Source organism: Clavibacter californiensis, assembly GCF_021952865.1.
Taxonomy (GTDB): Bacteria; Actinomycetota; Actinomycetes; order Actinomycetales; family Microbacteriaceae; genus Clavibacter; species Clavibacter californiensis.
The window spans coordinates 2,690,457-2,716,385 of record NZ_CP040792.1 but is presented as its reverse complement, the minus strand read 5'-3'; the positions used below and the strand labels follow the sequence as shown (position 1 = coordinate 2,716,385).

Genomic DNA, 25,929 nt, shown 5'->3' with positions numbered 1-25,929 from the left:
CATATGAGAAAGCACTTGAGGCGGCCTTCGTCTTTAGCGAGCAGTACCATCAACGCCACCTACGCATCGCCCTCATCTAGTGATCAAATCACGTTAAGGAGCATTTACGGCGAACACTGGTCCATCACCACACATCGAGGGGACGAGTTGCTGCGCCGGAGATCCGTCCGGAGCCTCGCCCCCGCCGAGTCGAATGCTATCTCCGACTTGGTACGTCTCACCCTGCCAAGTCAATTGAGTTCCGTCCCAAGTTGTAGAAGCCCTGGGAAACACGGGGATGGTTCCATCTTCGAGCACCAGGCATCCATTTTGCATGGCTATCACTCCCTCTTTAGAGGAAAGAAGCTGTGAATTAGATTCAATGTCAGATAGCACAGGACCACCGTTCTCGGTGGTATCAGACGAGCAAGAAACGCACATTACGCACGCCGCGGCAATCAAAGTGAAGTGAACAACTTTCATCATCTGCATCCTATCGGATCAGTGCAAAGATCAAGCTTAAACAACTGCAGAGCGGGTTCGATAGGCGAATATAGATTCCAGCGCTTATCGGGCATGAAGCCCTTGGTCATGCCATAAGCAGTATAGGACGAGTAAACAGGCCCCCCGCTATCGCCAAGGTCTCCGAGGACACCGCTGTAGGCCGTCAAGTTACGACTTGTGATCCCAGAAGCCGGTGTTGCCGTTACGCCGGTCTCGCGCACTGTGCCGCACTCGCGCCCGGTCGTGTGGCCGAAGCGGCACACGCTGTCTCCCGAGGATGCAATATCTTTTCCGCGCACGGGCCATCCGCGGCCATAGTCATAGTGAAACGAAGCGTCCATCATCCGGGGACTTCGCCTGACTTCAATATCGCCGTAGTTGCCTTGATGCTCAGCTCGAAAGTCGAATATATATCGGTTGTTTTGCAACAAGGTGCCCTCGCAGTGACCGGCGGTGAGTACGCCGATATCGGCATTTACACGAGAACTTACGACAAACGCCGACGTGCAAACGAGGTTACCGTTCAGTGCTGTGAGTCGCTCTCCGCCGGCTTCCCCCCACCCAGCGTCCTTGATTCCAGCCAAGGGGCTTACCTCCACCTTCAGATCCAGAACACCAAGCCGCTTCTCGCCGACCGACTCGATTAGCTTGTCTCGCACCTCATCCGCACTGACTTCGGCTGTAGCGGAGGCGGCAATCGCGGTGCCCGCGTTGCTGCCCGTCCCCGCACTTGAGTCGGCAACCTCACCCCCAAGTAAAACCTCAATGCTGCGCTGCTTGAGTGAAGGCACTGTGGTCACCGTGACCCCTGATCCGGCTATCCCTACCGCATCGTCGTGCAGTTCCTGCGTCAAGGCAGCCAAATCTTCTTCACTTACACCAACGTTTTCCTGGTAAGTGAAGTCGAACGGACTCGCCTCAAGAAACGCCACCGCGCCCTCTGGTGCCAATCCAGAGAACGCTACAGTGACGGCCCGATCCTGCCTCCATGAGCCAGCATAGTCGTTCGGATACTGCATTCGCAGATCCGCGAGAACTGCATTCTTGTCGACCTGCCAAGCATTATCCCGTTCGATTTGGTACGACTCATCATTCGCGGGAACAGGCGTATGAGGCGACTCTGGCGTCATCACATTGAGGCTAAGGGAATCGACTTGAGGTTGTACCCTGGGGTCTTCGGGCGCTGGGCTTGCAGAACCGCTTGCCGCAAGGGAAGCGGCCATAAGCATTGCGGTAGTCGCTGTGGCGATGAGGGTTAGGGTTTTCATCTGGCTCCATGTTGGCGAATCTGCTGATCGCGATCAGAATGGCGCATGAATTCGAAGCCATGACGGGCATACCTCTGTGCAACAGAGTCTCACGTCAGAAATGCGACCGCATCCCCTCGAACGGGGACATCTGTCTGACGACACGCGTGGAGTTGTCGAGCAGCCGAGTCAAGAGGCCCACTTAGAGGTGGGGGCCGCGGCGCTCGTGCGTGCCCATCTCCTGCTCCCGCTCCGTGACTGCCGGCCGCTCTCCTCGAGCTCGCGGTCCCGTCGCTCGGCGGCGTGCCTGCGGAGCTCGTCGGACTCGTGGAGCCGTGTCACCGCGCCAAGAGGTCTTTAACGACCTGGTGCGTCCGGTACTTCTCGGGGATCGCATGCTCTTCGGTCTCGGGGATCTGGTACCGGAGCGGAAGAGGTTGATTGCGGCGGCCTGGCGCGTCCACCACGCGCGGGGCAGGGACCGTCGGTTCGGGCGCTGGCGACCACTCGAAGGGCTCCGTCCTTCGAGGTGTCCCGTCCTCGGTGAACCGGTGCTCACCGTCGTCCTCGTGGCCGGGCCACCCCGCGCACACCGGCGCGCACCGCCTCGCGCGTGCCCTAAACTCTCCGTGTGCCCGTCCTCCCCGAGGCGGCCGGGCGCAGGCGGCGGACCCACGTCCCACCCCCGACCCGGAACCCCGGTTGCTCGAGGCAGGTCCCCTCGCCACCGTCCGACCGCACGCGTCACCGTGCGCGACGGACGCACGTCCTTCCGATCCGGGAGCGCAGGCAGCGCCTGGCTCCGGCAGTGAACAAGGAGTTGAATGGCTCGCACCGGCCAGCGGCGGTCCTCCGCCCGCACGCGCACGATCGACAACGAGGGGCTCATCCCCGTGCTGGCGCGCGCCGTGCGGGAGATCGAGCAGGCCGCCCAGCGCGGCAAGCTCAAGCCCGTCAACCGCACGAAGTTCCAGGTCATCGCCGTGCTGATGCGCGAGGAGCGCACGCACGCCAAGGACCCGGCCACCCCGCTCAGCGACCCCGAGCGCGCCGAGACGCTGAAGCGCCTCGACGGCATCGCGAGCATCCTGGCCCGCACGGCCGCGCGCGACACCTCGGTGCTGCCGCTGCTGGATCCCGACGCCAAGCTCTCCGAGACCGCCCGCGCCATGCGCAAGCACATGCTGTTCGACGGCGGCGTGGAGATGGTCGTGGAGGAGGAGCCGGAGCCCGAGCCCGAGGATCCCGCCCTCGCCAAGCTGCACGAGCGCCAGGTCGTCCCGCCGTCGGTCAAGGCCCGCGTCCTCGCGAACCCGTTCCTCGAGCCGGACCTCGACCGGCCCGCGCCCGCCGCGCCGCCCACACGCCTGCTGGCGAACTGGGAGCTGCTCGGCCCGCTGTTCAAGTCGTTCGAGTACGGCGCCGGCGGCGGCATCGCGAGCATGGACCTGCCCGAGAGCCCCCGCATCGACCGCCTCTCGCCGCAGAACCTCGAGCTCATGCGCCACCAGGCGCGCTTCCTCGAGAGCGTGCGCCTCGGCCACCGCGAGTTCCTGCTCGCCGACGAGCCCGGCCTCGGCAAGACCGCGCAGGCGCTGCTCGCGGCGTCCGTCGCCGACGCCTACCCGCTGCTCGTCGTGGTCCCGAACGTCGTCAAGATGAACTGGAAGCGCGAGGTCGAGCGGTGGACGCCGCACCGCCGCGCCACCGTGATCCACGGCGACGGCGCGGGGCTCGACGCCTTCGCCGACGTCGTCATCGTCAACTACGAGGTCCTGGATCGCCACATCGGCTGGCTCCGCACGCTCGGCTTCCGCGGCATGGTCGTCGACGAGGCGCACTTCATCAAGAACCTGCAGTCGCAGCGGTCGAAGTTCGTGCTCACGCTCGCCGAGAGCATCCGCCAGCGCCAGTCGAACCCGCTGCTCATGGCGCTCACGGGCACGCCGCTCATCAACGACATCGACGACTTCCGCGCCATCTGGCAGTTCCTCGGCTGGATCGACGGCGACAAGCCCACGTCGCGCCTCATGGGCGAGCTGGAGGAGGCGGGCCTCACGCCCGCCGACCCCGGCTTCTTCGCCGAGGCGCGGCGCGCGGTCATCGACCTCGGCATCGTGCGGCGCCGCAAGATCGACGTGGCGACCGACCTGCCCTCCAAGCGCATCGCGGACCTCCCGGTCGAGCTCGACGACGACCTGGGCCGCTCCATCCGCCAGGCCGAGCGCGAGCTCGCGGCGCGCCTCGTCAGGCGCTTCACGGCGCTCGTCGGCGCACGCGGCACGACCGTCGCCGACGTCATGGACGGACCGGCATCCGAGCGCGCGAGCCTCGTGCGGCTCGTGGCGCAGTCCGAGCTCGACGAGGCCAAGGCGCAGAAGACCGGCGAGAACGTGTTCACCATGGTCCGCCGCATCGGCCAGGCCAAGGCCGTGCTCGCGGCGGACTACGCCGCGCAGCTCGCGCGCTCGGTGGGCAAGGTCGTGTTCTTCGCGAAGCACGTCGACGTGATGGACCAGGCCGAGGCCACGTTCGCGAAGCGGGAGCTGAAGAGCGTCTCGATCCGCGGCGACCAGTCGCCGGCGGCGCGCCAGAACGCGATCGACTCCTTCCAGAACGACCCCGAGGTCAAGGTCGTGGTGTGCTCGCTCACCGCGGCGGGCGTCGGCCTCAACCTGCAGGCGGCGTCGAACGTGGTGCTCGCCGAGCTCAGCTGGACCAGCGCGGAGCAGACGCAGGCCATCGACCGCGTGCACCGCATCGGCCAGGAGGAGCCCGTCACCGCGTGGCGGATCATCGCGGCGCAGACGATCGACGCGAAGATCGCGGAGCTCATCGACAGCAAGGCGGGCCTCGCGGCGCGCGCGCTCGACGGCGAGGACTTCGACGAGGCCGGATCCACGTCCGTGCAGCTCGACGCGCTCTCGCACCTCCTCGAGGAGGCGCTGGCCGCGTAGCTGTCGCGACACGCAGCACGTGACGACGCCCCCGCGACCAGCTGGTCGCGGGGGCGTCGTCGTGCGCGCGGCGGACTAGTCGCGGTCCTGGCCGCGCCGGTACCGCGCCATGGTGATCGAGTAGGCGAAGGCGAACAGGAGGACGGCCCAGACGGCGGCCGGGGCCGCCTGGTCGGCGGCGGGACGCCCGGCTACCAGCGGCACGATCACCAGCTGGGACACCAGGTAGAAGGCGGGGAGGATGGCGGCGTCGCGTGCGGCGCGGATGCGTCGCCGTCGCAGCTCGTCCGGGCTCATCCGATCAGGATGCGCGTCGGAGGCCGGCGGCGAGCGTACGCTCCCCAGCGTGGATCAGCCGCGCTCGGCCTTCTTGCGCGCCCGCTCCGCCGTGCGGGCCGCGCGGCGCTCGCGGGCGACGGCGTCCTGCGCGTCCTGCGTCGGGTTCGAGCGCGTGGTGCCGATGACGGCGAAGGCGAGGAGGATCACCACGACCACCATCACGGCGGGCATCACGATAGACAGGATCACGGTGTCTCCTCGGCTCGGTGCTCCCGAGCGTACCGACCGGATCCCCGCGCTCAGTCCTCGAGGGCCGCGCCGCGGAGGTCCGGGAGGGTCAGCGCGGCGACGGCGGCCAGCGCGAACACCGCCGCGAAGACGCCGAACGGCAGCGCGACGCCGCCGAGCGCGAGGAGCGGCGGCACGCACAGGGGCGCGATGATCGAGGCGAGGCGCCCGAAGCCCGCGGCGCTGCCCGCGCCCGTCGCGCGCACCCGGGTCGGGTACAGCTCCGGCGTCACGGCGTAGAGCGCCCCCCACGCGCCGAGGTTCGAGAACGACATGAGGGCGCCGAACACGAGGATCGCCGTGACGGAGTCGGCGGTGCCGAAGAGTCCGGCCGACACCGCGGATCCCGCGAGGAAGACCGCGAGCGTCACCCGCCGGCCCCAGCGCTCCACGAGCCAGGCCGACACCGCGTACCCGGGCAGCTGCGCGAGCGTGATGAGCAGCGTGTACTCGAACGAGCGCACGAGCGAGAAGCCCTGCGCGACGAGCAGCGTCGGCAGCCAGATGAAGGCGCCGTAGTAGGCGAAGTTGACGCAGAACCACACGATCCAGAGGGAGAGCGTGCGGCGGCGGAGTCGGGCGCCGAAGAGGCGCTCGCGGGGTGCGGCGTCGGTGTCGGGCGCATCGGCGGGGTGAGCGGCGTCCGCTGCCCGGGCCTCGGCGGTCGTGTCGTCGGCGACGAAGGTCGCGGGATCCGCCCCCGCCGCCCGCTCGAGGTCGCGCACCACGTGCTCGGCCTCCAGGTGCCGGCCCTTCGCCTCGAGGAACCGCACCGACTCCGGCAGGCGCAGCCGCACGACGATCGCCCACACCGCGGGCACCGCGCCGAGCGCGAGCGCCCACCGCCAGCCGTCGTCGCTCCCGGGGATCACGAGGTAGCCGATGAGCGCCGCGGCGGTCCAGCCGACCGCCCACGACGACTCGAGGATCACGATGACGCGGCCGCGGATCCGCGCGGGCGAGAACTCGCTCACGAGCGTCGACGCGACGGGCAGCTCGGCGCCGAGCCCGAGCCCCACGACGAAGCGCAGCGCGATGAGCGCGCCCACCGACATCGCGAGCGCCGAGACGCCCGTGGCCACCCCGTAGACGAGCAGCGTCAGCGCGAACACCTGGCGGCGGCCGATGCGGTCGGCGACCAGCCCGCCGACGCTCGCGCCGATCGCCATGCCGAGGAACCCGGCGGACGCGACGAACCCGAGCTGACCCGCGTCCGCCTCCCATATGACCGCGAGCTGCGCGATGACGAACGAGATGAGGCCGACGTCCATCGCGTCGAGCGCCCAGCCGACGCCGCTGCCGCCGAGGATGCGGGAGTGCGCACGGGTCCAGGGGAGGGCGTCGAGGCGCTGGGCGCGCGTGCGCGGAGAGGTTGTCGTGGTCATGGTCCTGGCTTCCGGGATGGCGCTCGGGTGGGTCGCGCGCCTCGCGGGGTGAGCAGGCGCTCGCGGTGGGACGAGCGTAGCGCCGGGGCGGGCGGAGGCCCGCCCTGTGACGTCAGAGCTGGCGGACCCGCTCGGCCAGGCGCTCGAACGCCGCCGCGTGCGTGACCCGCAGCGCGTCCCACGACGCCGTCATGTCGACCTGCGCGGGATCCGCGACCACCTCCGCGAAGCCGTGCTGCGCGCGCGGCACCGCGTCACCGGGCAGCACGAGCGACTGGATGAAGGCGCCCGTGTCCTCCGAGAAGGTGAGCGTGTGGCTGGCGACGTTGCGGTGCCAGTCGTCCGACGGCCACGACAGGAACGCGACGTGACGCGGCGCGACGCCCGTCTCCGACGACGACACGTAGCTGCCGTAGTGCTCCTCACCGGGCGAGAGGATCTTGTACGAGCCGTTGTCGAGGTACACCAGCAGCGCCTCGTCGAACGGCTTCTCGCCGAACATGGCCGTGTAGCGGAGCGCGTGCACGAGCACGGGGCGGCCGAGCGGCACCGGCAGCGCGGCCGCGGGGGTGGCGGTCGGCGCGGCGACGGATGCGGGGGCGGCCGGCCGCAGGAACTCCTCGTCGGTCACGGGCGCGCCCCAGGTGGTGGCGTCGACGGGGTCGTCGCCGTCCTCGAGCACCGCGATGTGCTCCATCGGCGCGTGGGCCGTGGCACCGTGCCAGTGCTCCTCGCCCGCCGCGATGTAGACGGATCCGCCGGGCCCGACCTCGACCACCTCGCCGCTGCGCGTGCCCACGCGGGCGATGCCCGAGGTCACGTGCAGCGTCTGCCCGAGGACGTGGGAGTGCCACACGGTGCGGGCGCCGGCCGCGAAGGCGACGGCCGCGACGACGGCGCGCTGCTCGGGGGTCTGCGGGGTGGAGAGCCAGCGGAGGCGGGCATCGCCCGTGAACTGGTGGTCGGGCATCGTGATGGCGGGGGTCTCGGCCTGGACGCGCATGCGGTGTCCTCTCTGTCGGGCACGCGGGTGCCCGGGTCGTGGAACGGGGAGCCCCGGCGCGGTGGTCGCGTCGGGGCACGGGCATCCTCCCGCGGGTGCCGCGGGGAGCGGGCCGGGGCGTCCCCAGGCGCGGGCGGGATCCGCCCCCGGGAGCCGCCCCCGGGAGCCGCATCCCGGATCCGCCGCCCCGGGTCAGCCGAGAGCCTCCGGGGCACGGAAGAAGTCGCGCTCGTACGCGGACGACAGGCGGGACGCCTCGAGCATCGCGGCCCGCCGGCTCGGACCCGCGATCACCGCCGCCTCGTCCACCAGCTCGCACGTGCGCCGCGTGGCTGCCGCGAACCCCGGATCCGCGTACGTCGCCAGCCATGCCGCGTACGGGTGGGCCTCGCCGGCCGCGGCTGCCGCGGATCCCGCCGCCCGGAGCCTGGTCCCCACGTCCGCGTAGATCGTGAAGCAGGGCAGCAGCGCCGCGACGAGCACCGCGTAGTCGCTCGTCGCGGCGTGCGCGAGCAGGTGGTCGACGTAGGCGCGCGTCACCGGTCCGGCGACCGCGGGGGCCGGATGCCGGGCCAGCCACTCCTCGTGCAGCGCCGACTCCGCGGCGATCGCGTCCGCCGCGGAACGCGCCCATGCCACCTGCGCGTCCGGCGTCGGCGCGAGCTGGCTCGCCCGCGCGAGCACCCGCGAGTAGGCCCGCAGGTAGATCGCGTCCTGCGCGAGGTAGTGCGAGAACCACGCCTCGGGCAGGGTGCCGTCGCCGAGGCGGCGGACGAAGGGGAGCTCGTCGATCTCGCGGCGGAGGTCGGCGGATCCGGCCCACATCTCCGCGGAGATCCGCCCGGCGTGGGTGCCCGCAGCGTCCCACAGCGCACGCAGGTGGTCGAGCGGGCCGGCACCGGATCCGACCTCGAGGTCCTCGGCGTGCGCGAGCGATCCGGTGAGCCAGGCCTTCGCCTCCGTCAGCGCGGTCAGCCAGTCGCCGCGCCGGGGGTGCAGGGTCGCGAGCGCGCTGGAGAGGGAGCAGCCGGTGCCGTGGGTGCTGGTCGTGGCGATGCGCGGGCCGTCGACGACGTGCGCCGCGGCCTCCGCACCGGCCTGGCCCGGGGTGACGAGCGCGTCCGGGCAGTCGTCGACGCGCAGGTGCCCGCCCTTGACGATCACGCGGACGCCGTGCCGCGCCGCCAGGGCCCGGCCCTGCGCGAGCGCCTGATCCCAGCCGTCGGCCTCGCTCTCGCCGAGGAGCGCGGCGAGCTCGGGCAGGTTCGGCGTGACGACGTCGGCGAGCGGCAGCAGGCGGCGGAGCGCCTCGGTCGCGTCGGCGTCGAGGAGGGCGTCGCCGGACTGGGCGACCATCACCGGATCCAGCACCACGACCGGCGGGCGCACCGCACGCAGCCAGTCGGCGACCTCGTCGACCACGGCGGCGGATCCGAGCATGCCGATCTTCACGGCGTCGATCACGACGTCGTCGGACACCGCGTCGAGCTGCGCGCGCAGGAACGCGACGGGCGGCACGTGGATCTCCCGCACGCCCGTCGTGTTCTGCGCGACGAGCGCCGTGACGACGGCCATGCCGTAGCCGCCGTTCGCCGCGATCGACTTGAGGTCGGCGTGGATGCCCGCGCCGCCCGTGGGATCCGTGCCCGCGATGCTGAGGACGCGGGGGACGCGGGCGGAGTCGGGTGGCGTGGCTGGCGCGGCGCTCGCCGTCGCGGTCGCATCCGCGGTGGGCGCGTCCGATCCCGTCGCCTCCGCGGACCCGCCCGCGCGCACCTGCGCCCACGCGTCCGTGAGCTCGCGCGCCGCGGCCTCGGGATCCTCCGCTGCGCAGATCGCCGACACGACCGCCGTCCCCGCGCCGCCGGCCGCCGCGATCGCCTCGACGTCGCGCACGTCGACCCCGCCGATCGCGACGCACGGGACGGGCGAGAGCCCCGCGATGATCCCGAACCCGTCGTGCCCGAGCGGTGCCGGGTGGTCGGGTTTGGTGGTCGTGGGCCGGATCACCCCGACGCCGAGGTAGTCGACCGTGCCCGCCGGCATCGCCCGCACCGCCTCGACGTGGGCGGGCGTGTTCGCGGTGAGGCCCAGCACGAGACGTCGATCCGGGCTGGCGGCGTCGAGCATCCGCCGTACCAGGTCGGCGGGCACGTCGGACTGGCCCACGTGCACGCCGTCCACCCGCGCACCGCGGGCCAGCGCCGCGAGGACGACGTCGACGCGGTCGTCGACGAGCAGCAGCGGGCGCCGAGCGGATGGATGCGCGGCCGCATGGGCGTCGATGGCCTCCGCGGCCGCGACCACCGTCTCCAGCAGCTCGGCGCCGCTCGCGTGCTTGTCGCGGATCTGCACCGCCGTCGCCCCGCCCGCCACCGCCGCGGCGACGACCGCGGTCACGCCGCGCGCGCCGCACAGGGCCGGATCGGTGACGAGGTAGACGGAGAGGTCGAGCGCGCTCACGAGAGGCGCTCGCGCTGGGCGACGAGCTCGGGCGTGACGGCGTCGAGCGCGTCGAGCAGCGCGACCGCGAAGGATCCCGGCCCGCTCGATCTCTCGGCGGCGACCTTCGCGGCGATCGTGTAGACGCTCGTCGCGGTGACGACGGTCCGCAGCGGATCCGGGTCCAGCGACGCGAAGGCCGCCATCACGGCGCCGAGCGCGCACCCGCCGCCCGTGACCTTGGTGAGCAGCGCGTCGCCCGTGTGCACCCGGACGACCCGGTGGCCGTCCGTGATGTGGTCGACCGGCCCCGAGATCGCGACCACCGTGCCGAAGGTGCGCGCGAGCAGCGTCGCGGCGTCGAGCGCCGCCTCCACCTCGTCGGTGGCGTCGACCCCGCGGCCGCCCGCGCCGCCGGTCGCGAGCGCGATGACCTCCGAGGCGTTGCCGCGCACGATCGTCGGCGACAGCGCCACGAGCTCGTGCGCGAGCCGCGTCCGCACCGGCAGGGCGCCGACGGCGACGGGATCCAGCACCCACGGCGTGCCCGCCTCGCGCGCCGCGTGAGCGGCCTCGACGGAGGCCTCCCGCTGCTCCGCGTGCGGCGTGCCGAGGTTGACGAGCAGTCCCGACGCGATGCGCGCGAACGGCCCCGCCTCGGTCGGCACGTCCGTCATCGCGGGCGCGGCGCCCAGCGCGAGCAGGACGTTCGCGGTGAAGCCGGTGACGACCGCGTTCGTGATGCACTGCACGAGCGGCACGCGCTCCCGCAGCTGCTGGAGGAGAGCCGCCGAGGCGGTCCCCGTCCCCGTGATCTCGTGGGCCGATGGGCGCGCAGCGCTCATGATGACATCCCTCCGCCGGTGCGAACCGGATCAGGTGCGACGGGTCTCATCTCAGCCCTCGTGGGCACCCCGTGTCAGGGATCCACCCTAGGGGAGACGCGTCGCAGCCGCCGGTCGACCGGCGGCGGAGGCCTGCCGCGCGCTAGGCGAGCCCCGCCACGTCGAGCACCCACGCGTAGTCGGAGGCGCGCTCGCGCCACGCGTCGTAGCGGCCCGACTTGCCGCCGTGGCCGGCCTGCATCTCGGTGCGCAGCAGCACGGGCGCGCCGACCTCGCGGAGGCGGGCCGTCCACTTCGCGGGCTCGACGTAGAGCACGCGCGTGTCGTTGAGGCTCGTGACCGCGAGGATCCGCGGGTACTGCACGCCCTCGCGCACGTTCTCGTACGGCGTGTACGACTTCATGTACGCGTACACCTCGGCATCGTGCAGCGGGTCGCCCCACTCGTCCCACTCGATCACGGTGAGCGGCAGCGACGGGTCGAGGATGCTCGTGAGCGCGTCGACGAACGGCACGCCCGCGAGGATCCCGGCGAACCGGTCCGGCGCGATGTTCGCGACCGCGCCCATCAGCAGCCCGCCGGCGCTTCGGCCCTCGGCCACGAGCTTCTCGGGGCTCGTCCACCCGCGGGCGATGAGGTGGTCGGCGGCCGCGACGAAGTCGGTGAACGTGTTCCTCTTGGTGAGCGTCTTGCCCTCGTCGTACCAGCGTCGGCCCATCTCGCCGCCGCCGCGCACGTGCGCGATGACGAACGCCATGCCCCGGTCGAGCAGCGACAGCCGCGCGATGGAGAACGACGGATCGATGCTCGCCTCGTAGGAGCCGTAGCCGTACAGCAGGAGCGGCGCGGGCGTGCCGGGGTGCACGAGGCCGCGCTTGTAGATGACAGACAGCGGGATCTCCGTGCCGTCCTCCGCGGTCGCCCACTCGCGGGTCTGCACGTAGTCGTCGGGGTCGTATCCGCCACGCACCGGCTGCTGCTTGAGGAGGCGCAGCTCCCGGGTCGCGAGCACGTAGTCGTAGGTCGTGGCAGGGGTCGCGAGGCTCGTGTAGCCGAGGCGGACGGTGGGCTGCGCGAACTCGGGGTTGCCCGCCGTGCCGACCGTGTAGATCGGCTCGTCGAACGCGATCTCGTGCAGCTGCTCGCCGTCGAGCACGCGGTCGAAGGGGATCACGCCGACGCGCGTCAGGCCCTCGCGGCGGTAGGAGATCACGAGGTGGTCGGCGAACGCGCTGGCGTCCTCGAGGCGCACGTCGTCGTCGTGGGGGATGACGACCTGGCGGTCGGACGTGGAGGTCGGGTCGTCCGCCGGCACGTCGATGAGCTCGAAGTTCGTGGCGCCGTCGTTGTGCAGGATGAGGAGCCGGTCGGATCCGTCGATGACCGCATGGTCGACGTCGTACTCCACCCCGTGGCGGCGCGGCCACACCGAGCGGAACTCGCCCGTGGGATCCCCGGCGTCGAGCAGCAGCACCTCGGTCGTGATCTTCGAGCCGACGTAGATGGTGAGGTACTGCCGGCTGCGCGTCATGCCGAAGCCCACGAAGTAGCTCTCGTCGGGCTCGGTGAACACCTTCACGTCCTGCGACGCGGGGGTGCCGACGCGGTGGCGCCACACGGTGTCGGGGCGCCAGGCGTCGTCGACCGTGACGTAGAAGAGGTGGTCGCCGTGCGCCGAGAAGGTCGCGCCGTGGCTGGTGCCGGGGATCTCGTCGGCGAGGTCCTCGCCCGTGGCCAGGTCGCGGATCCTGAGCGTGAACCGCTCGTCGCCCTCGGTGTCGGTCGAGTAGGCGAGGAGCGATCCGTCGGGGCTCACCTCGAACGCGCCGAGGGAGAAGAACTCGTGGCCGTCCGCCTCGACGTTGGAGTCGAGGAGGACCTGCTCACCCTCGATCGCGCCGCCGTCCGTGGGCTCGATGGCCGGCGGGGTCCAGTCGTCGGGGCCGGCGACGGGACGGCGGCAGCGGATCGCGTACTGCGACCCCTCGACCGTGCGGGCGTAGTACCACCAGTCGCCCTCGCGGACGGGCACCGAGAGGTCGGTCTCCTGCGTGCGGTCCTTGATCTCCGTGAAGATCCGCTCGCGCAGCGGCTCCAGGTGCGCGGTCGCGCCTTCCGTGTACGCGTTCTCGGCCTCGAGGTGCGCGATGACGTCGGGCGAGTCCTTGTCGCGCAGCCACTCGTACCGGTCGACGAACGTGTCCCCGTGGAACGTGCGAACGATCGGACGCTGGTCCGCGACGGGAGGGGTGGTGGAGGGCTCGGATGCGGGGGAGGAGACGGCCGGGACGGCGGGGTCGGTCATCCGTCGAGCCTACCGACGCGGCGGGGACCCTCGCCGGACGCGGCCCGGGCGACGGGACCGGACGGCAGCCAGGGCGGCGCCGACGACGATGAGCCCGCCGCCGACGACGCCCCACCAGCCCGACCCGTCGGCGGATGCACCGACCGGCCAGGAGAGGAGGATCAGCGCGACGCCGACGAGGGCGAGCAGCGCCTGTCCGAGCATCCGCGTCCCCTCCGTCGGCCACGGCCACGGCCGGGCACGGACGCGAGCGTGCGCCGATGCTACCGGGCCCGAGCGCGGCGAGGCCGGAGCCGTCCCCGGCTCCGGGTGCCGGCCGAGGTCAGGGGACCAGCGGCCCCGCTTCGCGCGGCCCGGTGGCGCCCGGAGTGGTCACCGCGCCGAGCGTGCTCGAACGGGTGGCGAGGCGCGCGACGGCCTGCAGCGGGATCGACAGCCAGCCCGGCGGTTGCGTACCTCGTAGATCGCCTCGTACACGGCCTTGTCGATCTCGAACGCGTCGAGCAGGGCGCGGTTCGCGCGGAGGTCGGTGCCGGAGCGGGCGATGTAGCCGTCGACGAACGCGCGGCGGGCCGCGGAGGCCCACGCGGCGGCGGACTTGCCGGGATGCGCGAGCGCGTAGGAGCCGGCGACGTAGTCGAACGAACGGAGCATGCCCGCGACGTCGCGGAGCGTGACGTCGGGCAGCGAACGCTCGTGCATCGGCCGGAGCGGCTCGCCCTCGAAGTCGAGGAGCACCCAGCCGCGGTTCGGCACCGAGAGCACCTGGCCGAGGTGGTAGTCGCCGTGGATGCGCTGCAGCTTCGGCCACTCGCCCTTCTCGGCGGCGTCGTACACGCTCGCGATGGCGTCGTGGAAGGCGGCGATCTCGGGGACCTCGCGCTCGGCCGTCGCGTGGCGGCGGCGGAAGCTGACCATGATGCCCTCGATGACCTCGGGAGTCGCCTCGACGGTGGGCAGCGCGGCGGCGAGCGTGGCGTGCACGTCGGCCGTGGCCTCGCCGAGCGCGCGGGCCTCGGCCTGGAAGTCGGCGTCGGCCTCGGCGGCGCGGAGCGCGACGCGCCAGGCGTCGGTGACGCCGGGCAGGAACTCCTGCGCGAAGGCGACGTGCCCGATGGCGCGCCCCTCCTCGCGGCCGGAGTCGCTCCACTCGGCGAGCACGCTGCCCATGGTCTGCGGCACGAGCCGGGATCCGGCGCCCGCGATGGCCGACTGGAGCACGACGTCGGGGTTCTCGCCGTGGTGCAGCGCGCGGAACACCTTGACGATCATCGGGTTCACGGCATGGCCGTCCGCCGAGACCATGTCGTAGATGATCGACGTGTTCGACTGCTCGCCCGAGAGCACGTGGGACCCGACGACGGTCGCGATCTCCACGCCCGGCTGGCGCTGGCCGCGCGCGGTCGCGCCGAGCGACGTCTCGTCGACGTCGGCCTCGCGGTCGTCGAGGATCGTGCGGATGAGGGCCCACGCGTACGCCGGGTCGTGCGGGCCGTCGTAGACGTGCAGCTCGACGCCGTCGTCCTCGACGATCGTGCCGATGTGGAACGGCTTCAGCTCCTCCAGCGGCGCCTGCCGGTAGGTGAGCGGCACCTGGTACAGGACGGGCTTGGCGCTGCCGTGGTCGATGATCAGGTGCGTCTCGATGCGGGCGAACCAGCCCTCGTCGCTGAAGCTCCAGCCGCCGATGCGCTCGAGGCGCGGGTCGGTGCCCTTCGAGGCGAACCAGCGCTGCTCGCGCATCCAGGCCGCGAGGAAGTCGGGGATCTCGCTGAGGTCGTGGTGCTGCATGTCAGGCCACCTTCGCGGTCACGTCGGCGAGCGACGGGTTGGTGGCGGACGAGCCGTCGGGGAAGAGGACCGTGGGGACGGTCTGGTTGCCGCCGTTGATGGCCTCGACGAGCTCGGCCGTGCCCGGCACCTGCTCGATGTCCACCTCGTCGTAGCCGATGCCGGCCTTGTCGAGCTGGGACTTCAGCCGGCGGCAGTAGCCGCACCAGGTGGTGGAGAACATCGTGATCCGCCCGGGGGCAGGTACGTAGGAGGAGGTCTCGGGCGCCATGGTCCTCACCCTACGCGCCGTTCTCGACGCCGACCCCGGATCCGCGGCGCGCGAGGAGGTGCTCGGCGCGTCGCGGATCCTCTGGTGCGGTCCCGGTCAGGGTCGGATGCGGCTCAGCCGAGCAGCGAGCGCTCGAACCAGGCGTTGCGGAACTTCCCCGTCGGGTCGAGGCGCTCGGCGAGGGCCAGGAAGTCGCCCGATCGCGGGTACAGCGGGGCGATGTCGGCCGCCTGCGCGGTGAAGACCTTGCCCCAGTGCGGGCGCGCGCCGAACGGTCGGATGGCCGCCTCGAGCTCGACGAGCACGGCCTCGACGGCCGCCTGGTCGCGCTTCCACGTGAAGTGCAGGCCGATGGTCGTCTGCCCGAACTGGGGGCTCAGCCACAGCCGGTCCTCGGCGACGGCGCGCAGCTCGCAGACGAGGAGGATCGGGCGGATCCGGTCGCCCATGGCGCGGAGCGCTCGCACGGCCTCGACGGCCCGGTCGAGCGGCACGTGGAACTCCGACTGGATCTCCTCGCCGTCGCTCGGGGTGAAGCCCATCTTGAAGTGGGAGAGGCGGTCGGACCAGAGCCCGACGACCCCGAGCTGCGAGGTGCTGTTCACCGGATCGATGCCGAGGATCGGGTGGCGCTCCTCCGTCGCGGCGGGCGCCCCGAAGTAGTCGGCCACGACGACCTCGTCCTCGGGCTGGCCGTCGACGTCGAGCGGCACGCGGCTCTTCAGCCACACCTGGTCGGTGGCCTCGCCGAAGCGCGTGAAGACGCTGACGCTGTAGGCGCCGCCGAAGACGTCCTCGAGGTTCTCGTCGAACGCGTCCCACGACAGGCCCTCGAACACGCGCTGGCGCACGAGGTAGGCGGGCTCGACGTCGAGGGTCACGCGCGTGACGACGCCGAGCGCGCCGAGGCCCACCACGACGCCGTCGAAGTCGTCGTCCCCTCGGCGGTACGTGACGGTCTCGCCGTCGGCGGTGATCAGCTCGAGGGCGGCGACCGCGGTTCCGAGGTTGCCGTTGCCGATGCCGGATCCGTGGGTCGCCGTCGCGATGGCGCCGCCGACCGAGATGTGCGGCAGCGAGGCGAGGTTGTGGATCGCGAGGCCCTCCTCGCCGAGCAGCTCCGCGAGCTTCCCGTAGGCGAGGCCCGCGGAGAAGGTGGCCGTGCTGGCGTCGCGGTCGATCACGAGGTCGGCCGGCAGCTCGGCGAGCGAGACCAGCACCTCCGAGTCGGCGATGTCGTTGAACGAGTGCCGGGAGCCGAGCACCCGGATGCGGGTCGCCTCGCGGACGATGGTCCGCAGCTCCTCGACGCTCGTCGGCGTGCGGACCTCGCCGGCCTTGTACGCGTAGTTGCCGGCCCAGTTGGTGCCCGCGGTGCCCTGCTCGATGGTGTCGGTCATGCGTCCTCCTCGCGCCCGCCATCGGACGCCGTCGTCTCCAGCTTGCTCGCCATCCCGGGGGAAGGGCGAGCGCCGGGCCGCCCGGATGGGCGGCCCGGTCCCGTTCCGCGTCAGCGGCTGCGGATGGTGAGCTCCAGCGTGCGCGCCGACGGCCACAGCTGGTGCTCGGGCAGCACGTCGAGCCCGCACGCGCGCGAGCCGAGCCCGTGCTGCGCGGCGTCGATGTAGAGGTGCACCGCCTCGCTCGCGGGCAGCTCGTGCGGGTGCGCCGCGCGGTCGAGCTCCTGCGGCGTGTGCCGCGAGGCCGTGAAGCCGGGACGGCGGCCCGCGGTGTCGGGCCGGGCCTGGATCACGATGCCGCTCTCGCCGTCGAACGTGCCGAGCTCGAGCTCCCGCAGGTCGCTGCGGTGGCCGGTCTCCTGGGGCATCGAGTACACGGCGCCCAGGTCGTCGACGAGCGACGAGAACCGGCCGACGAGCGCCGCGCGCCGCGAGTCGGGGTACGACTCGAAGGGTCCGGTGCCGAACCACTCCGCGTTGGTGACGCTCGCGGGCAGGTCGATGCGGATCCCGACGCGCGGCCAGGTGATGGCCCATCCGGCGCTCGGCACGATGTCGACGCGGAGGCCCAGGTCGCCGTCGGCGCCCTCTGTCCAGCAGTAGGTCGTGTCGACCGAGTCGAAGGACTGCGCCGCGCTCGTGCGCACGACGACCGTGAGCGAGCCCGAGCCGACCTTCACCGAGCGGACCCTGTGCGTCAGCCGGTCGAGGCCCGCTCCGCGCCAGCGCGCCTCGCTCGACGGGCCGGGCACGCCCTTGCCGAAGGTGAGGCGCGGATCCGCCAGCTCGTAGGAGCCGCTGCTGTCGCTGCGGTCGTTGTCGGTGGGCGCGCGCCACAGCTCCAGGCGCGGGCCGTCGACCTCGAGCGAGCCGAGGCGCACGAGGCGCCCGGTGGCGAGGTCGAACTCGCCGTCGCCGAGGGTCAGGCGCGTGGCGCCGGATGCGGGGTACGTCTCCTCGTCGGCGTCGACCCAGCGCGCGGGCACGGCGGGTCGCGGCGCGGGCGTGAGGTCGAACTGCTGCACGGCGACCACGTGGCCGGCCTCGGCCCACGGCTCGTCGTCGCGGAGGATCGCCTGCACGGTCAGCCACACCTCGGCGCCGTCGCCCGCGAGCTCGCCCGCGTCGAGCGCGTCGGCGGGCAGCGGGATCCGCGCGGTCTCGCCGGCCGCGACGGCCTCGGCGTCGAGGACCCCGGTCGCCACGTCGTCGCCGTCGACCGCGAGCACCCAGACGAGGCTCGCGAGCGCGGTGGACACGGAGTGGTAGCGGTTCTCGACCACGAGCGACGCGGATCCGCCGTCGCGCTCGAGCCCGAACGCGATGGGCTGCACGACGGCCTTGTACTCGGCGAGGCCGGGCGTGGGGGTGTCGTCGGGCAGGACCATCCCGTCCATCACGAAGTTGCCGTCGTGCACGACCTCGCCGAAGTCGCCGCCGTAGGCGTAGAACGCCTCCCCGTCGGCGGTCTCGGTGAGGATGCCGTGGTCGCGCCACTCCCACACGAAGCCGCCGTGCAGGCGCGGGTAGCGGAGGACGAGGTCCTCGTACTCGCCGATCTGGCCGGGGCCGTTGCCCATCGCGTGCACGTACTCGCAGAGGATGAAGGGCTTCGTGCGCTGGCGCATGCCCTCGCCGGGCGTGCAGCCGAGCAGGTCGCCCGGGAGCACGTCGCTGCCGATGGACTCGGTCTCCTGCAGGTTCGAGTACATGCGCGAGTAGACGTCGGTGTACTCGCCCGTGTAGTCGCCCTCGTAGTGCACGGGGCGGCCGGGGTCGCGGCGGTGCACCCACGCCGACATGGCGGCGAGGTTCCGGCCGGTGCCCGACTCGTTGCCGAGCGACCACATGACGATCGAGGGGTGGTTCTTGTCCCGCTCGATCGTGCGCTCGATCCGATCGAGGTAGTGGTCGGCGAAGCGCGGGTCGTCGCTGGGGTTGCCGACCCAGCCGCCGAACTCGAAGCCGTGGGTCTCGAGGTCGCACTCGTCGATGACCCAGAAGCCGAGCTCGTCGGCGAGGTCGAGGACGCGGGGGTGCGGCGGGTAGTGGCTGGTGCGGATCGCGTTGACGTTGTGCTGCTTCATCAGCAGCATGTCGGCGCGCGCGTGGTCCTCGTCGAAGACGCGGCCGCGCTCGGGGTGGGCCTCGTGCCGGTTGACGCCGTGGAAGACCACGCGGCGGCCGTTGACGAGGAACCGGTCGCCCTCGATGCGCACGGTGCGGAAGCCGAGCCGGATGGAGAGCGCCTCGACGTTGGTGCGGAGGAAGCCCTGGTACTGCGTGGGGCTCTCGGCGCTCCACGGCTCGACGCGGTCGACGTGCACGGGTGCGACATCGGCGGGGGTGTCCCACGTCACGTGGATCCCGAGGCCATCGACCTCGAGGGTCACGGGGAACGCGCTCGGCTCCGCGTCGACCTCGACGTGCACGGTGCCCGCGCCCGTCTCGTGGTCGTACTCGGCGCGGGTCCACGCGTCGTCGATGCCGCCTTCGGGGCGGCCGAGGAGGGTGACGTCGCGGAAGATGCCGGGCATCCACCACTGGTCCTGGTCCTCGAGGTAGCTGGCGATCGACCACTGGTGCACGCGCACGGCGAGCACGTTGGATCCGGGGCGGAGCGACGCGGTGACGTCGAACTCGTGCGAGAGGCGGGATCCCATCGCGGTGCCGACCTCCTCGCCGTTCAGCCACACCTTGAACGCGGACTCGACGCCCTCGAACCGGAGCACGACGCGCTCGAGCGACTGCCAGTCCGTGGGCACGTCGACCTCGACGCGGTAGTCGCCCGTGGGGTTCTCGTCCGGCACGAAGGGCGGCTCGACGGGGAACGGGTACTGCACGTTCGTGTAGGCGGGGAGGCCGAAGCGGCCGTCCTGGCCGAGCACCCAGTGGCTCGGCACGGGGATCTCGTCCCAGCCGGAGTCGTCGAACGCGGGGTCGGCCATCTCGTCGGAGAGGCCGCGCGGGGTGGGGGAGAGGCGGAATCGCCAGTCCCCGTTCAGCACGATGCGCGGGGCATCCGAGTGCAGGCAGGAACGGGGGCGGCGGGCCGGGCCCGTCGTGGGGGCGAAGTCCTCGAAGTAGGGGAGGGCGTGCGTCATGGGCTTCCTTGCGCGTGGGCGGGTGCGGCGACGTGCCGCGCATCCATCATCGTGGGTCCGGGGGCGACGCGCCGAATGCGCGGACGGCCGGGCAGGTCGCCCCGCCCGGCCGTCCGCGATCGATCGCGTCGGGGCGTCAGCCCTTCACGGCGCCGTCTGTCAGACCGCCGCGCCAGAACCTCTGCAGCACGATCATCGCCGCGATGAGCGGGATGATCGAGACGAGGACGCCGCCGGTGGTGAGCTGGTAGAACTCCGGCAGCCGGTCGACCTGGCTCCGCCAGTTGTTGAGGCCGAGCGTGATCGGGTACAGCTTCGTGTCGGCCAGCATGATCAGCGGCAGGAAGTAGTTGTTCCAGATGCCGACGAGCTGGAAGAGGAACACCGTCACGAGCGCGGGCGTCATGGAGCGGAGCGCGAGCGTGTGGAAGATCCGCAGCTCGCTCGCCCCGTCGATCCGGCCCGACTCGATCACCGCGTCCTCCACCGACGCCTGCGCGTAGATCCGGCAGAGGAACAGGCCGAAGGGCGAGACGAGCGACGGGATGAGCACCGACCAGTACGTGTTCGCGATCCCCATGCTGCTGAACAGCAGGAACAGCGGCAGCGCGGTCGCCGTGCCCGGCACGAGCACCCCGCCGAGGATGGTGCCGAACACGATGTTCGATCCCCGGAACCTGTACTTGGCGAGCGCGTACCCGCCGGCGGCGGCGAAGTACGTCGCGACGAGCGCACCCACGCCCGCGTACAGCACGGAGTTCATGAACCAGCGCACGAAGATGCCGCCGTCGTACGTGAACACCATCGTGAGGTTCTGCCAGAGGTTCATGTTCGCGAACAGGAACCCGTTGGTGCTGAACAGGTCGGCCGTCGTCTTCGTGGCGGCGACCACGATGTAGTAGACGGGGACGAGGAAGTACAGCGCGACGAGCGTGAGGATCGCCGTGACGATGATCCGCGTCGCCGGCTTGGTGCCCGCGCCCGGGGCGCTGCCGTTCTTCGACGGTCGGCTCACCCTCGACTCGGCGGCCTGCGCGAGGCGCTTCTGCTCCGCCTTCTCGGCTGCCGTCTCCGTGGTGGTGGGTCGTGCCTCCGTGGCGGTCATGCGCGTGCCCCCTTGTTCCTCGCTGCGGCGGCTTCCCGCTCCTCCTTGGGCTTCCTGTTCGTGAACGCGAGGAACACGAACGAGAGCACGAACGCGGCGAGGGCGATGATGACCGCCTGGGCCGCGGCGACGCCGTAGTCGTTGTACGCGAACGCCGTGGTGTACGCCGACAGGTTCGGCGTGTACTGCGAGTCGATCGCGGGGGCGGAGGTGGCGAGCACCTGCGGCTCCGCGAACAGCTGCAGCGTCCCGATGATCGAGAACACGGTCGCGAGCACGAGCGCCGGCCGGATGAGCGGCAGCTGGATCGACATCGCCGTGCGCCACGCGCCCGCCCCGTCGATGCGCGCGGCCTCGTACACGTCCCCGGGGATCGACTTCAGCTGGGCGATGATGATGAGCATGTTGTAGCCCGTGTAGGTCCAGGTCACGATGTTCGCGATGGACCAGAGCACGGTGCCCGCGCCGAGGAAGTCGAGCTGGAGCCCGAACATCTGGCCGATGTCGATGATGGGCGACAGGCCGGGGATGTAGAGGAAGCCCCAGAGGATCGTCGCGATGACGCCCGGCACGCCGTACGGCATGAAGTACGCCGCCCGGAAGAACTGGGGCCACTTCGCCGACGCCGACTCGAGCAGGAGCGCGAGGATCGTGCAGAGGATGATCATCACCGGCACCTGCACGATGCCGAACAGCAGCACCCGCCCGATGGACGCCGTGAAGGCGTCGTTCGCGAGCGCGAGCGCGTAGTTCTCGAACCCGGCGAACACGGTGGTGACGCCCTGCTCGCCGAACAGGCCCTCCCGCCGCACGGTCGTGAACGACTGGAACACCGCGTAGATGATCGGGAGGACGAAGGTCAGCAGGAACACCGCCAGGAAGGGCGCGAGCAGCACCCACGGGGCGATGGTCTGCGACTTCTTCAGCTGGCCCTTCGTGACGCCCGAGCGCTCGGCGCGGGCGGGGCGGGTCGCGGCGCGCTCGCCGCTGGCGGGACGCGTATCGACGCTCATGCGGAGGCCGCCTCGACCGTGAGGCCCTTGTTGCGGAAGGCCTCGATCACGGCCTCCTGCGCGAGGGGCAGGGAGTCGACGAGGGTCTGGCCGCTCGTGAGCTTGCGGCGGAACTCGTCCTGCAGCGTGTTCAGGGTGAACTGCGTGAGCGGGCACCAGGACCAGTCGAGGTTCTGCTCCTTCGCCGCGGGCGCGAACACCTCCTCGTTGTAGCTCTGGCCGCTGAACCACTCGCTCGGCTGCTGCCGGGCGGCGCCGATGTAGTCGGGCGACGGCGACCAGCCGATGCCGGAGTTCTCGATCATCGCGTCGATGCCCTCCGGGGAGGTCGTCATCCACGTCATGAACTTGAGCGCCTCGGCCGGGTGCTTGCTGTTCGCGAGCACGGCCGCGGTGGATCCGCCGAGGTAGCTGGATCCGTACGCCCCGTCGAAGCCCCAGGTCTGCATGGGCGCGACCTTCCACTTGCCCTCGCCGCCGGAGACCGACTGGATGAGGGCGTCGCCCCAGCTGGCGCTCGTGACGCCGAAGACCTTGCCGTCCGCGGCGGCCGCGGTCCACGGCGGGGAGAAGGCCGAGTACGAGGTGTTGACCACGTCGTCGTCGATGGCCTTGTCGAAGAACGCGGCGACCTCCATCGTGCGCTCGTCGAGCATGTCGACCACCCAGCGCTCGCCGTCGACCTTGAACCAGTTCGCGCCGGCCTGCGTCGCGTAGGAGGTGAAGACCGAGGCGTCGGCGACGGGGAAGCAGTCGAGGTAGTTGCCGGCGCCGGTCTTCCGCACCTCGGCGCCGAGCGTCGCCCAGTCGTCCCAGGTCGCCGGCGGCTGGCCGCCGACCTGGTCGAGGAGCTCGCGCTGGTAGTAGAAGGCCATGGGGCCGGAGTCCTGCGGGATCCCGAAGACGCCGTCCTGGAAGCTGACCTGCTTCCAGAGCGCCTCGTCGTAGCTGTCCCTGTACTCCTCGACGCCGTAGCGGGTGAGGTCGACGAGCCCGTTCGCGAGGAGGAACTCGGGCAGCTGCCGGAGCTCGACCTGGCCGATGTCGGGGCCGCCGCCCGCCGTGATGGCGGAGTACATCTTCTGGTAGCCGCCCGCGTTGCCGCCGGGGATCCAGACCGCCTCGACCTGGATGTCGGGGTTCTGCGCGTTCCAGACGTCCGCGACCTTCTGCAGGTCCTTCAGCCACGCCCAGTACGTGAGCGTGACCTTCTCGCCGGGCGCTGCGGCGGGGATGACCGGATCGGAGTTGACCAGCCTCCCGCCCGGCGCCGAGCACGATGCGAGGGCGAGCGTCCCTGCGGCGGCGGCCCCCACCCCCAGAGCCTGTCTCCTGCTGATCGAATGCGTCATCGCATCCCTCCCGTCGTCGTTGATGGCAGATGGGCCAGGGCCCACGATCACTCTAAGCGCGCGACGAAACTTATTCCTAACCCCTGGTCGGGATTCCTGGGAGAGCGGCGCGAGCCGGCTCAGCGGCGCGCGCCCCGGTTCCGCACGGCCCACTCGAGGGCGTGCATCGCCTGGTCCTTCGAGAGCCGGGTCTCGAGGCCGCAGTTCGGGCACGCGACGCGGTAGGTCGAGCGCAGCGGGATGAGCGGCACGAAGAAGACGGTGAAGCGGAGCGTCCTGTGGAGCACGCGCTGTGCGCTGGTGACACCGCAGCGGAGGCACGCGAAGGTCACGATGACGATGAGGGCGTCGCGGGCGCGCGTGCCGAACAGGAGGATCACCTCACGAGGCTACGCGCGGGGGCACGGAGCATAGGGCGTCGGGCGGCCCCCGGACGAGGACGCGACGCTCGGCGGATCACCCGGTACGTTCGGAGGACACGCATCCGGCAGATCGGCCCCGTATGACCACGCACCACGACGGCGCGCACGTCTCCGCCGCGGCGGCCTGCCCGGGAGCCGCCGCGTGATCGTCTTCGTGGTCGTCGGCGCCGTCGGCCTGCTCCTCCTCCTCTCCAGCATCGTGCTCGGCGACATCCTCGACGCGATCGGCGGCGGTGACGGCCTCGTCTCCGGCGTCGCGCTCGGCGCGGCCCTCGCCATCTACGGCGTCGGCGGCGTGCTCGCCGACCAGGCCGGCATCGGATCCGGCGGCGCCATCGCGATCGCCGTCGCCCTCGCGCTCGTGGCCCTCGTGGTCGTGCAGCTCACCGTCCGCTTCGTCGCGAAGCAGGAGAGCGGCGGCTCCTACTCGCCCGTCGGGATGGTCGGCGTCGTCACCTCGCCCACCTCTCCGAGCGGCGGCGAGGTGCGGCTCGAGCACACCCGCGAGCTGGAGCGCCGGCTCGCCATGAGCGCCGAGCCGTTGGCCGTCGGCACGCGCATCCGCGTCGTCTCGGAGGACGGCTTCCGCGTGCGCGTCGAGCCCGACGCCGACGCGGACGCCGACGCCGACCCCACCACCTAGCAGCACCCGTCCCAACGAGAGGAACCATCCCGTGGACCTGATCTCCGGCGGCACCACAGCCATCGCCGTCATCGTCGTCATCGTCATACTCGTGGCGCTGGTGGCGTTCATCGCCTCCCGCGTCCGTCGCGTCCCGCCGAACCAGGCGCTCGTCATCGTCGGCCGCAACGCCGAGAAGAGCGAGGGCGGCGCCGGCTTCTCGAGCCCGCAGAAGGTCATCATCGGCGGCCGGACCTTCATCTGGCCGATCTTCCAGGAGGGCTTCACGCTCTCCCTGGAGCAGTACCAGACGAGCGTCACGGCCGAAGCGCGCGACGCGAACTTCATCAACACCGCCGTGGTGGCGACCGTCAACTTCAAGGTGACGGGCACCGAGGACGGCGTGCGCCGCGCGGTGCAGCGCTACCTCCTGCAGCAGGACGCCCTGCCGGAGATCGTGCGGCAGTCGCTCGAGGGCGCGATCCGCGGCCTCATCGGCGACCGGCCCGTCGACGAGCTCGTCAAGAGCTTCTCCGTCGTGGCGCAGGAGGCCGTGAACCAGACCAAGAACGACCTCGCGGAGCTGGGCCTCCAGATCGAGACGCTCAACGTCCGCGAGATCACGACGCCGGGCAGCACGTACCTCGACGACCGGGCCCGCTCGAACGCCGCGCGCGCCCGCCAGATCGCCGAGGTCGCTGAGGCCGAGAACAAGCGGATCTCCGCGCTCGCCGCCATCGAGAACGACCAGCAGACCGCCGAGCGCCAGCTCGAGCTCGACCTGCGCCGCGCGGCCATCAAGGCCGACACCGACCGCGCCAACGCCACCGCGCTCGCGGCCGGCGAGCTCGCGAAGGCCGAGCAGGACCGCCTGGTCGCCGACCAGGAGCGCACGGCCGTCGCCGCGCAGGCCGAGGTCTCGAAGGAGCGCCTGCGCATCGACGTGGAGCTCCCCGCCGAGGCCCGCAAGTACGCGACCGTCCAGGACGCGCAGGCCGCCCGCGACGCGGAGAAGGCGAAGGTCGACGTGGAGGTCTACCAGCGCACGCAGAACGCCGAGGCGGCGAAGACCGCTGCCGTGAATGAGGCCGCGTCCATCACCGCGCTCGGGAAGGCGAACGCCGACGCGATCCAGGCCCGCGGCCAGGCGGAGGCCGAGGCGGCCGCCGCGCTCGCCGAGGCGCAGAACAAGCTGTCGCGCGAGGCGCTGCAGGCGCGCATCATCGCGTCGATGCCGGAGATCGCGCGCGAGATGGCGGCGCCGCTCGCGAACGTCGACAACATGACGATCATCTCCGCGGACGGCGCGAACGCGCTCAACCGCTCGGTGGCCGAGAACATGGCGACGCTGCCGAAGCTGCTCAAGGACACCACGGGCATCGACGTCGCCACGGCGCTGAGCTCGTTCCTGGGTTCGACGGCGGCGGGCGCATCCGCCGGCGGATCCGCGTCCGGTGCGACCTCCACGGATGTCGGCCCCACGACGGCCGCGTCCGAGGGCGCCGGGATCTGATCACGATGCCGCGGCTCCTCGGGGCGCACGCCGCCCCGGGGA

General features: G+C 71.5%; 20 protein-coding genes and 1 riboswitch. Of the genes, 3 read left to right on the top strand and 17 right to left on the bottom strand.

Going from position 1 to position 25,929, the window contains the following annotated elements; translation table 11 throughout:
• Positions 1-461: 461 nt before the first annotated feature.
• Positions 462-1,613, bottom strand: a complete 1,152-nt coding sequence (locus FGD68_RS13080; RefSeq protein WP_237609538.1) for a S1 family peptidase — start codon at positions 1,611-1,613, stop codon at positions 462-464.
• Between the two features lie 941 nt (positions 1,614-2,554).
• Here FGD68_RS13080 and FGD68_RS13075 point away from each other — a divergent pair.
• Entirely contained in the window at positions 2,555-4,687 is a 2,133-nt protein-coding gene (locus tag FGD68_RS13075) for a DEAD/DEAH box helicase (RefSeq protein ID WP_119372778.1), read from the top strand.
• 75 nt (positions 4,688-4,762) lie between these two features.
• Here the strand turns inward: FGD68_RS13075 and FGD68_RS13070 are convergent, their stop codons facing one another.
• From FGD68_RS13070 to FGD68_RS12995, 16 genes are all read right to left on the bottom strand, one after another.
• Positions 4,763-4,984, bottom strand: a complete 222-nt coding sequence (locus FGD68_RS13070) for a hypothetical protein (RefSeq protein ID WP_104237141.1) — start codon at positions 4,982-4,984, stop codon at positions 4,763-4,765.
• A 54-nt stretch (positions 4,985-5,038) separates the two neighbouring features.
• Positions 5,039-5,215, bottom strand: coding sequence for a hypothetical protein (locus FGD68_RS13065; RefSeq protein WP_182480901.1), 177 nt, complete (start codon positions 5,213-5,215; stop codon positions 5,039-5,041).
• A 50-nt stretch (positions 5,216-5,265) separates the two neighbouring features.
• Positions 5,266-6,639, bottom strand: coding sequence for an MFS transporter (locus tag FGD68_RS13060; protein ID WP_119372777.1), 1,374 nt, complete (start codon positions 6,637-6,639; stop codon positions 5,266-5,268).
• Positions 6,640-6,751: 112 nt separating this feature from the next.
• Entirely contained in the window at positions 6,752-7,642 is an 891-nt protein-coding gene (locus tag FGD68_RS13055; protein WP_119372776.1) for a cupin domain-containing protein, read from the bottom strand.
• Positions 7,643-7,834: 192 nt separating this feature from the next.
• The gene (gene thiD / locus FGD68_RS13050; RefSeq protein ID WP_237609537.1) at positions 7,835-10,105 is read right to left on the bottom strand and encodes a bifunctional hydroxymethylpyrimidine kinase/phosphomethylpyrimidine kinase; all 2,271 of its coding nucleotides are present in this window, start codon (positions 10,103-10,105) and stop codon (positions 7,835-7,837) included.
• Positions 10,102-10,929, bottom strand: a complete 828-nt coding sequence (gene thiM, locus FGD68_RS13045) for a hydroxyethylthiazole kinase (protein WP_119373514.1) — start codon at positions 10,927-10,929, stop codon at positions 10,102-10,104. The genes thiD and thiM overlap by 4 nt, the downstream gene beginning before the upstream one ends.
• Positions 10,920-11,011, bottom strand: a riboswitch (TPP riboswitch). (Overlaps the previous gene by 10 nt.)
• A gap of 60 nt (positions 11,012-11,071) precedes the next feature.
• Positions 11,072-13,234, bottom strand: coding sequence for a S9 family peptidase (locus FGD68_RS13040; RefSeq protein ID WP_119373512.1), 2,163 nt, complete (start codon positions 13,232-13,234; stop codon positions 11,072-11,074).
• Between the two features lie 9 nt (positions 13,235-13,243).
• Positions 13,244-13,438 carry a hypothetical protein gene (locus FGD68_RS13035; RefSeq protein WP_119373513.1) on the bottom strand — a complete coding sequence of 65 codons (195 nt, stop codon included), beginning with the start codon at positions 13,436-13,438 and terminating at the stop codon, positions 13,244-13,246.
• A 168-nt stretch (positions 13,439-13,606) separates the two neighbouring features.
• Positions 13,607-15,025: a maltokinase N-terminal cap-like domain-containing protein gene (locus tag FGD68_RS13030; RefSeq protein WP_237609536.1), complete on the bottom strand. Its 1,419-nt coding sequence runs from the start codon at positions 15,023-15,025 to the stop codon at positions 13,607-13,609.
• Between the two features lies 1 nt (position 15,026).
• Positions 15,027-15,296, bottom strand: coding sequence for a mycoredoxin (locus tag FGD68_RS13025; protein ID WP_015490745.1), 270 nt, complete (start codon positions 15,294-15,296; stop codon positions 15,027-15,029).
• Positions 15,297-15,409: 113 nt separating this feature from the next.
• Positions 15,410-16,696 (bottom strand): D-arabinono-1,4-lactone oxidase, encoded by a 1,287-nt coding sequence (locus tag FGD68_RS13020; RefSeq protein ID WP_119372659.1) that lies wholly within the window; start codon positions 16,694-16,696, stop codon positions 15,410-15,412.
• A 110-nt stretch (positions 16,697-16,806) separates the two neighbouring features.
• The gene (locus tag FGD68_RS13015; RefSeq protein WP_119372658.1) at positions 16,807-19,860 is read right to left on the bottom strand and encodes a glycoside hydrolase family 2 TIM barrel-domain containing protein; all 3,054 of its coding nucleotides are present in this window, start codon (positions 19,858-19,860) and stop codon (positions 16,807-16,809) included.
• 136 nt (positions 19,861-19,996) lie between these two features.
• Positions 19,997-20,965 (bottom strand): carbohydrate ABC transporter permease, encoded by a 969-nt coding sequence (locus FGD68_RS13010; protein ID WP_104236227.1) that lies wholly within the window; start codon positions 20,963-20,965, stop codon positions 19,997-19,999.
• Positions 20,962-21,978: a carbohydrate ABC transporter permease gene (locus FGD68_RS13005; RefSeq protein ID WP_119372657.1), complete on the bottom strand. Its 1,017-nt coding sequence runs from the start codon at positions 21,976-21,978 to the stop codon at positions 20,962-20,964. Before FGD68_RS13005 ends, FGD68_RS13010 begins: the two co-directional genes overlap by 4 nt.
• The gene (locus FGD68_RS13000; RefSeq protein WP_104236229.1) at positions 21,975-23,330 is read right to left on the bottom strand and encodes an ABC transporter substrate-binding protein; all 1,356 of its coding nucleotides are present in this window, start codon (positions 23,328-23,330) and stop codon (positions 21,975-21,977) included. Before FGD68_RS13000 ends, FGD68_RS13005 begins: the two co-directional genes overlap by 4 nt.
• Positions 23,331-23,449: 119 nt before the next feature.
• Positions 23,450-23,710: a zinc-ribbon domain-containing protein gene (locus tag FGD68_RS12995; protein WP_104236230.1), complete on the bottom strand. Its 261-nt coding sequence runs from the start codon at positions 23,708-23,710 to the stop codon at positions 23,450-23,452.
• Between the two features lie 184 nt (positions 23,711-23,894).
• Between FGD68_RS12995 and FGD68_RS12990 the strand changes: the two genes are divergently transcribed.
• Entirely contained in the window at positions 23,895-24,395 is a 501-nt protein-coding gene (locus FGD68_RS12990; RefSeq protein ID WP_119372656.1) for an NfeD family protein, read from the top strand.
• A gap of 31 nt (positions 24,396-24,426) precedes the next feature.
• Complete coding sequence (locus FGD68_RS12985; protein ID WP_119372655.1) at positions 24,427-25,887, top strand: SPFH domain-containing protein; 1,461 nt, start codon at positions 24,427-24,429, stop codon at positions 25,885-25,887.
• The last annotated feature ends 42 nt before the right edge of the window (positions 25,888-25,929 follow it).

Bases quoted from the DNA above. Each gene is read 5' to 3' on its own strand.
- FGD68_RS13080 (WP_237609538.1), bottom strand. From the start codon at position 1,613: ATGACGCCAGAGTCGCCTCATACGCCTGTTCCCGCGAATGATGAGTCG.
- FGD68_RS13075 (WP_119372778.1), top strand. From the start codon at position 2,555: ATGGCTCGCACCGGCCAGCGGCGGTCCTCCGCCCGCACGCGCACGATC.
- FGD68_RS13070 (WP_104237141.1), bottom strand. From the start codon at position 4,984: ATGAGCCCGGACGAGCTGCGACGGCGACGCATCCGCGCCGCACGCGAC.
- FGD68_RS13060 (WP_119372777.1), bottom strand. From the start codon at position 6,639: ATGACCACGACAACCTCTCCGCGCACGCGCGCCCAGCGCCTCGACGCC.
- FGD68_RS13055 (WP_119372776.1), bottom strand. From the start codon at position 7,642: ATGCGCGTCCAGGCCGAGACCCCCGCCATCACGATGCCCGACCACCAG.
- thiM (WP_119373514.1), bottom strand. From the start codon at position 10,929: ATGAGCGCTGCGCGCCCATCGGCCCACGAGATCACGGGGACGGGGACC.
- FGD68_RS13040 (WP_119373512.1), bottom strand. From the start codon at position 13,234: ATGACCGACCCCGCCGTCCCGGCCGTCTCCTCCCCCGCATCCGAGCCC.
- FGD68_RS13035 (WP_119373513.1), bottom strand. From the start codon at position 13,438: ATGCTCGGACAGGCGCTGCTCGCCCTCGTCGGCGTCGCGCTGATCCTC.
- FGD68_RS13030 (WP_237609536.1), bottom strand. From the start codon at position 15,025: ATGCAGCACCACGACCTCAGCGAGATCCCCGACTTCCTCGCGGCCTGG.
- FGD68_RS13025 (WP_015490745.1), bottom strand. From the start codon at position 15,296: ATGGCGCCCGAGACCTCCTCCTACGTACCTGCCCCCGGGCGGATCACG.
- FGD68_RS13020 (WP_119372659.1), bottom strand. From the start codon at position 16,696: ATGACCGACACCATCGAGCAGGGCACCGCGGGCACCAACTGGGCCGGC.
- FGD68_RS13015 (WP_119372658.1), bottom strand. From the start codon at position 19,860: ATGACGCACGCCCTCCCCTACTTCGAGGACTTCGCCCCCACGACGGGC.
- FGD68_RS13010 (WP_104236227.1), bottom strand. From the start codon at position 20,965: ATGACCGCCACGGAGGCACGACCCACCACCACGGAGACGGCAGCCGAG.
- FGD68_RS13005 (WP_119372657.1), bottom strand. From the start codon at position 21,978: ATGAGCGTCGATACGCGTCCCGCCAGCGGCGAGCGCGCCGCGACCCGC.
- FGD68_RS13000 (WP_104236229.1), bottom strand. From the start codon at position 23,330: ATGACGCATTCGATCAGCAGGAGACAGGCTCTGGGGGTGGGGGCCGCC.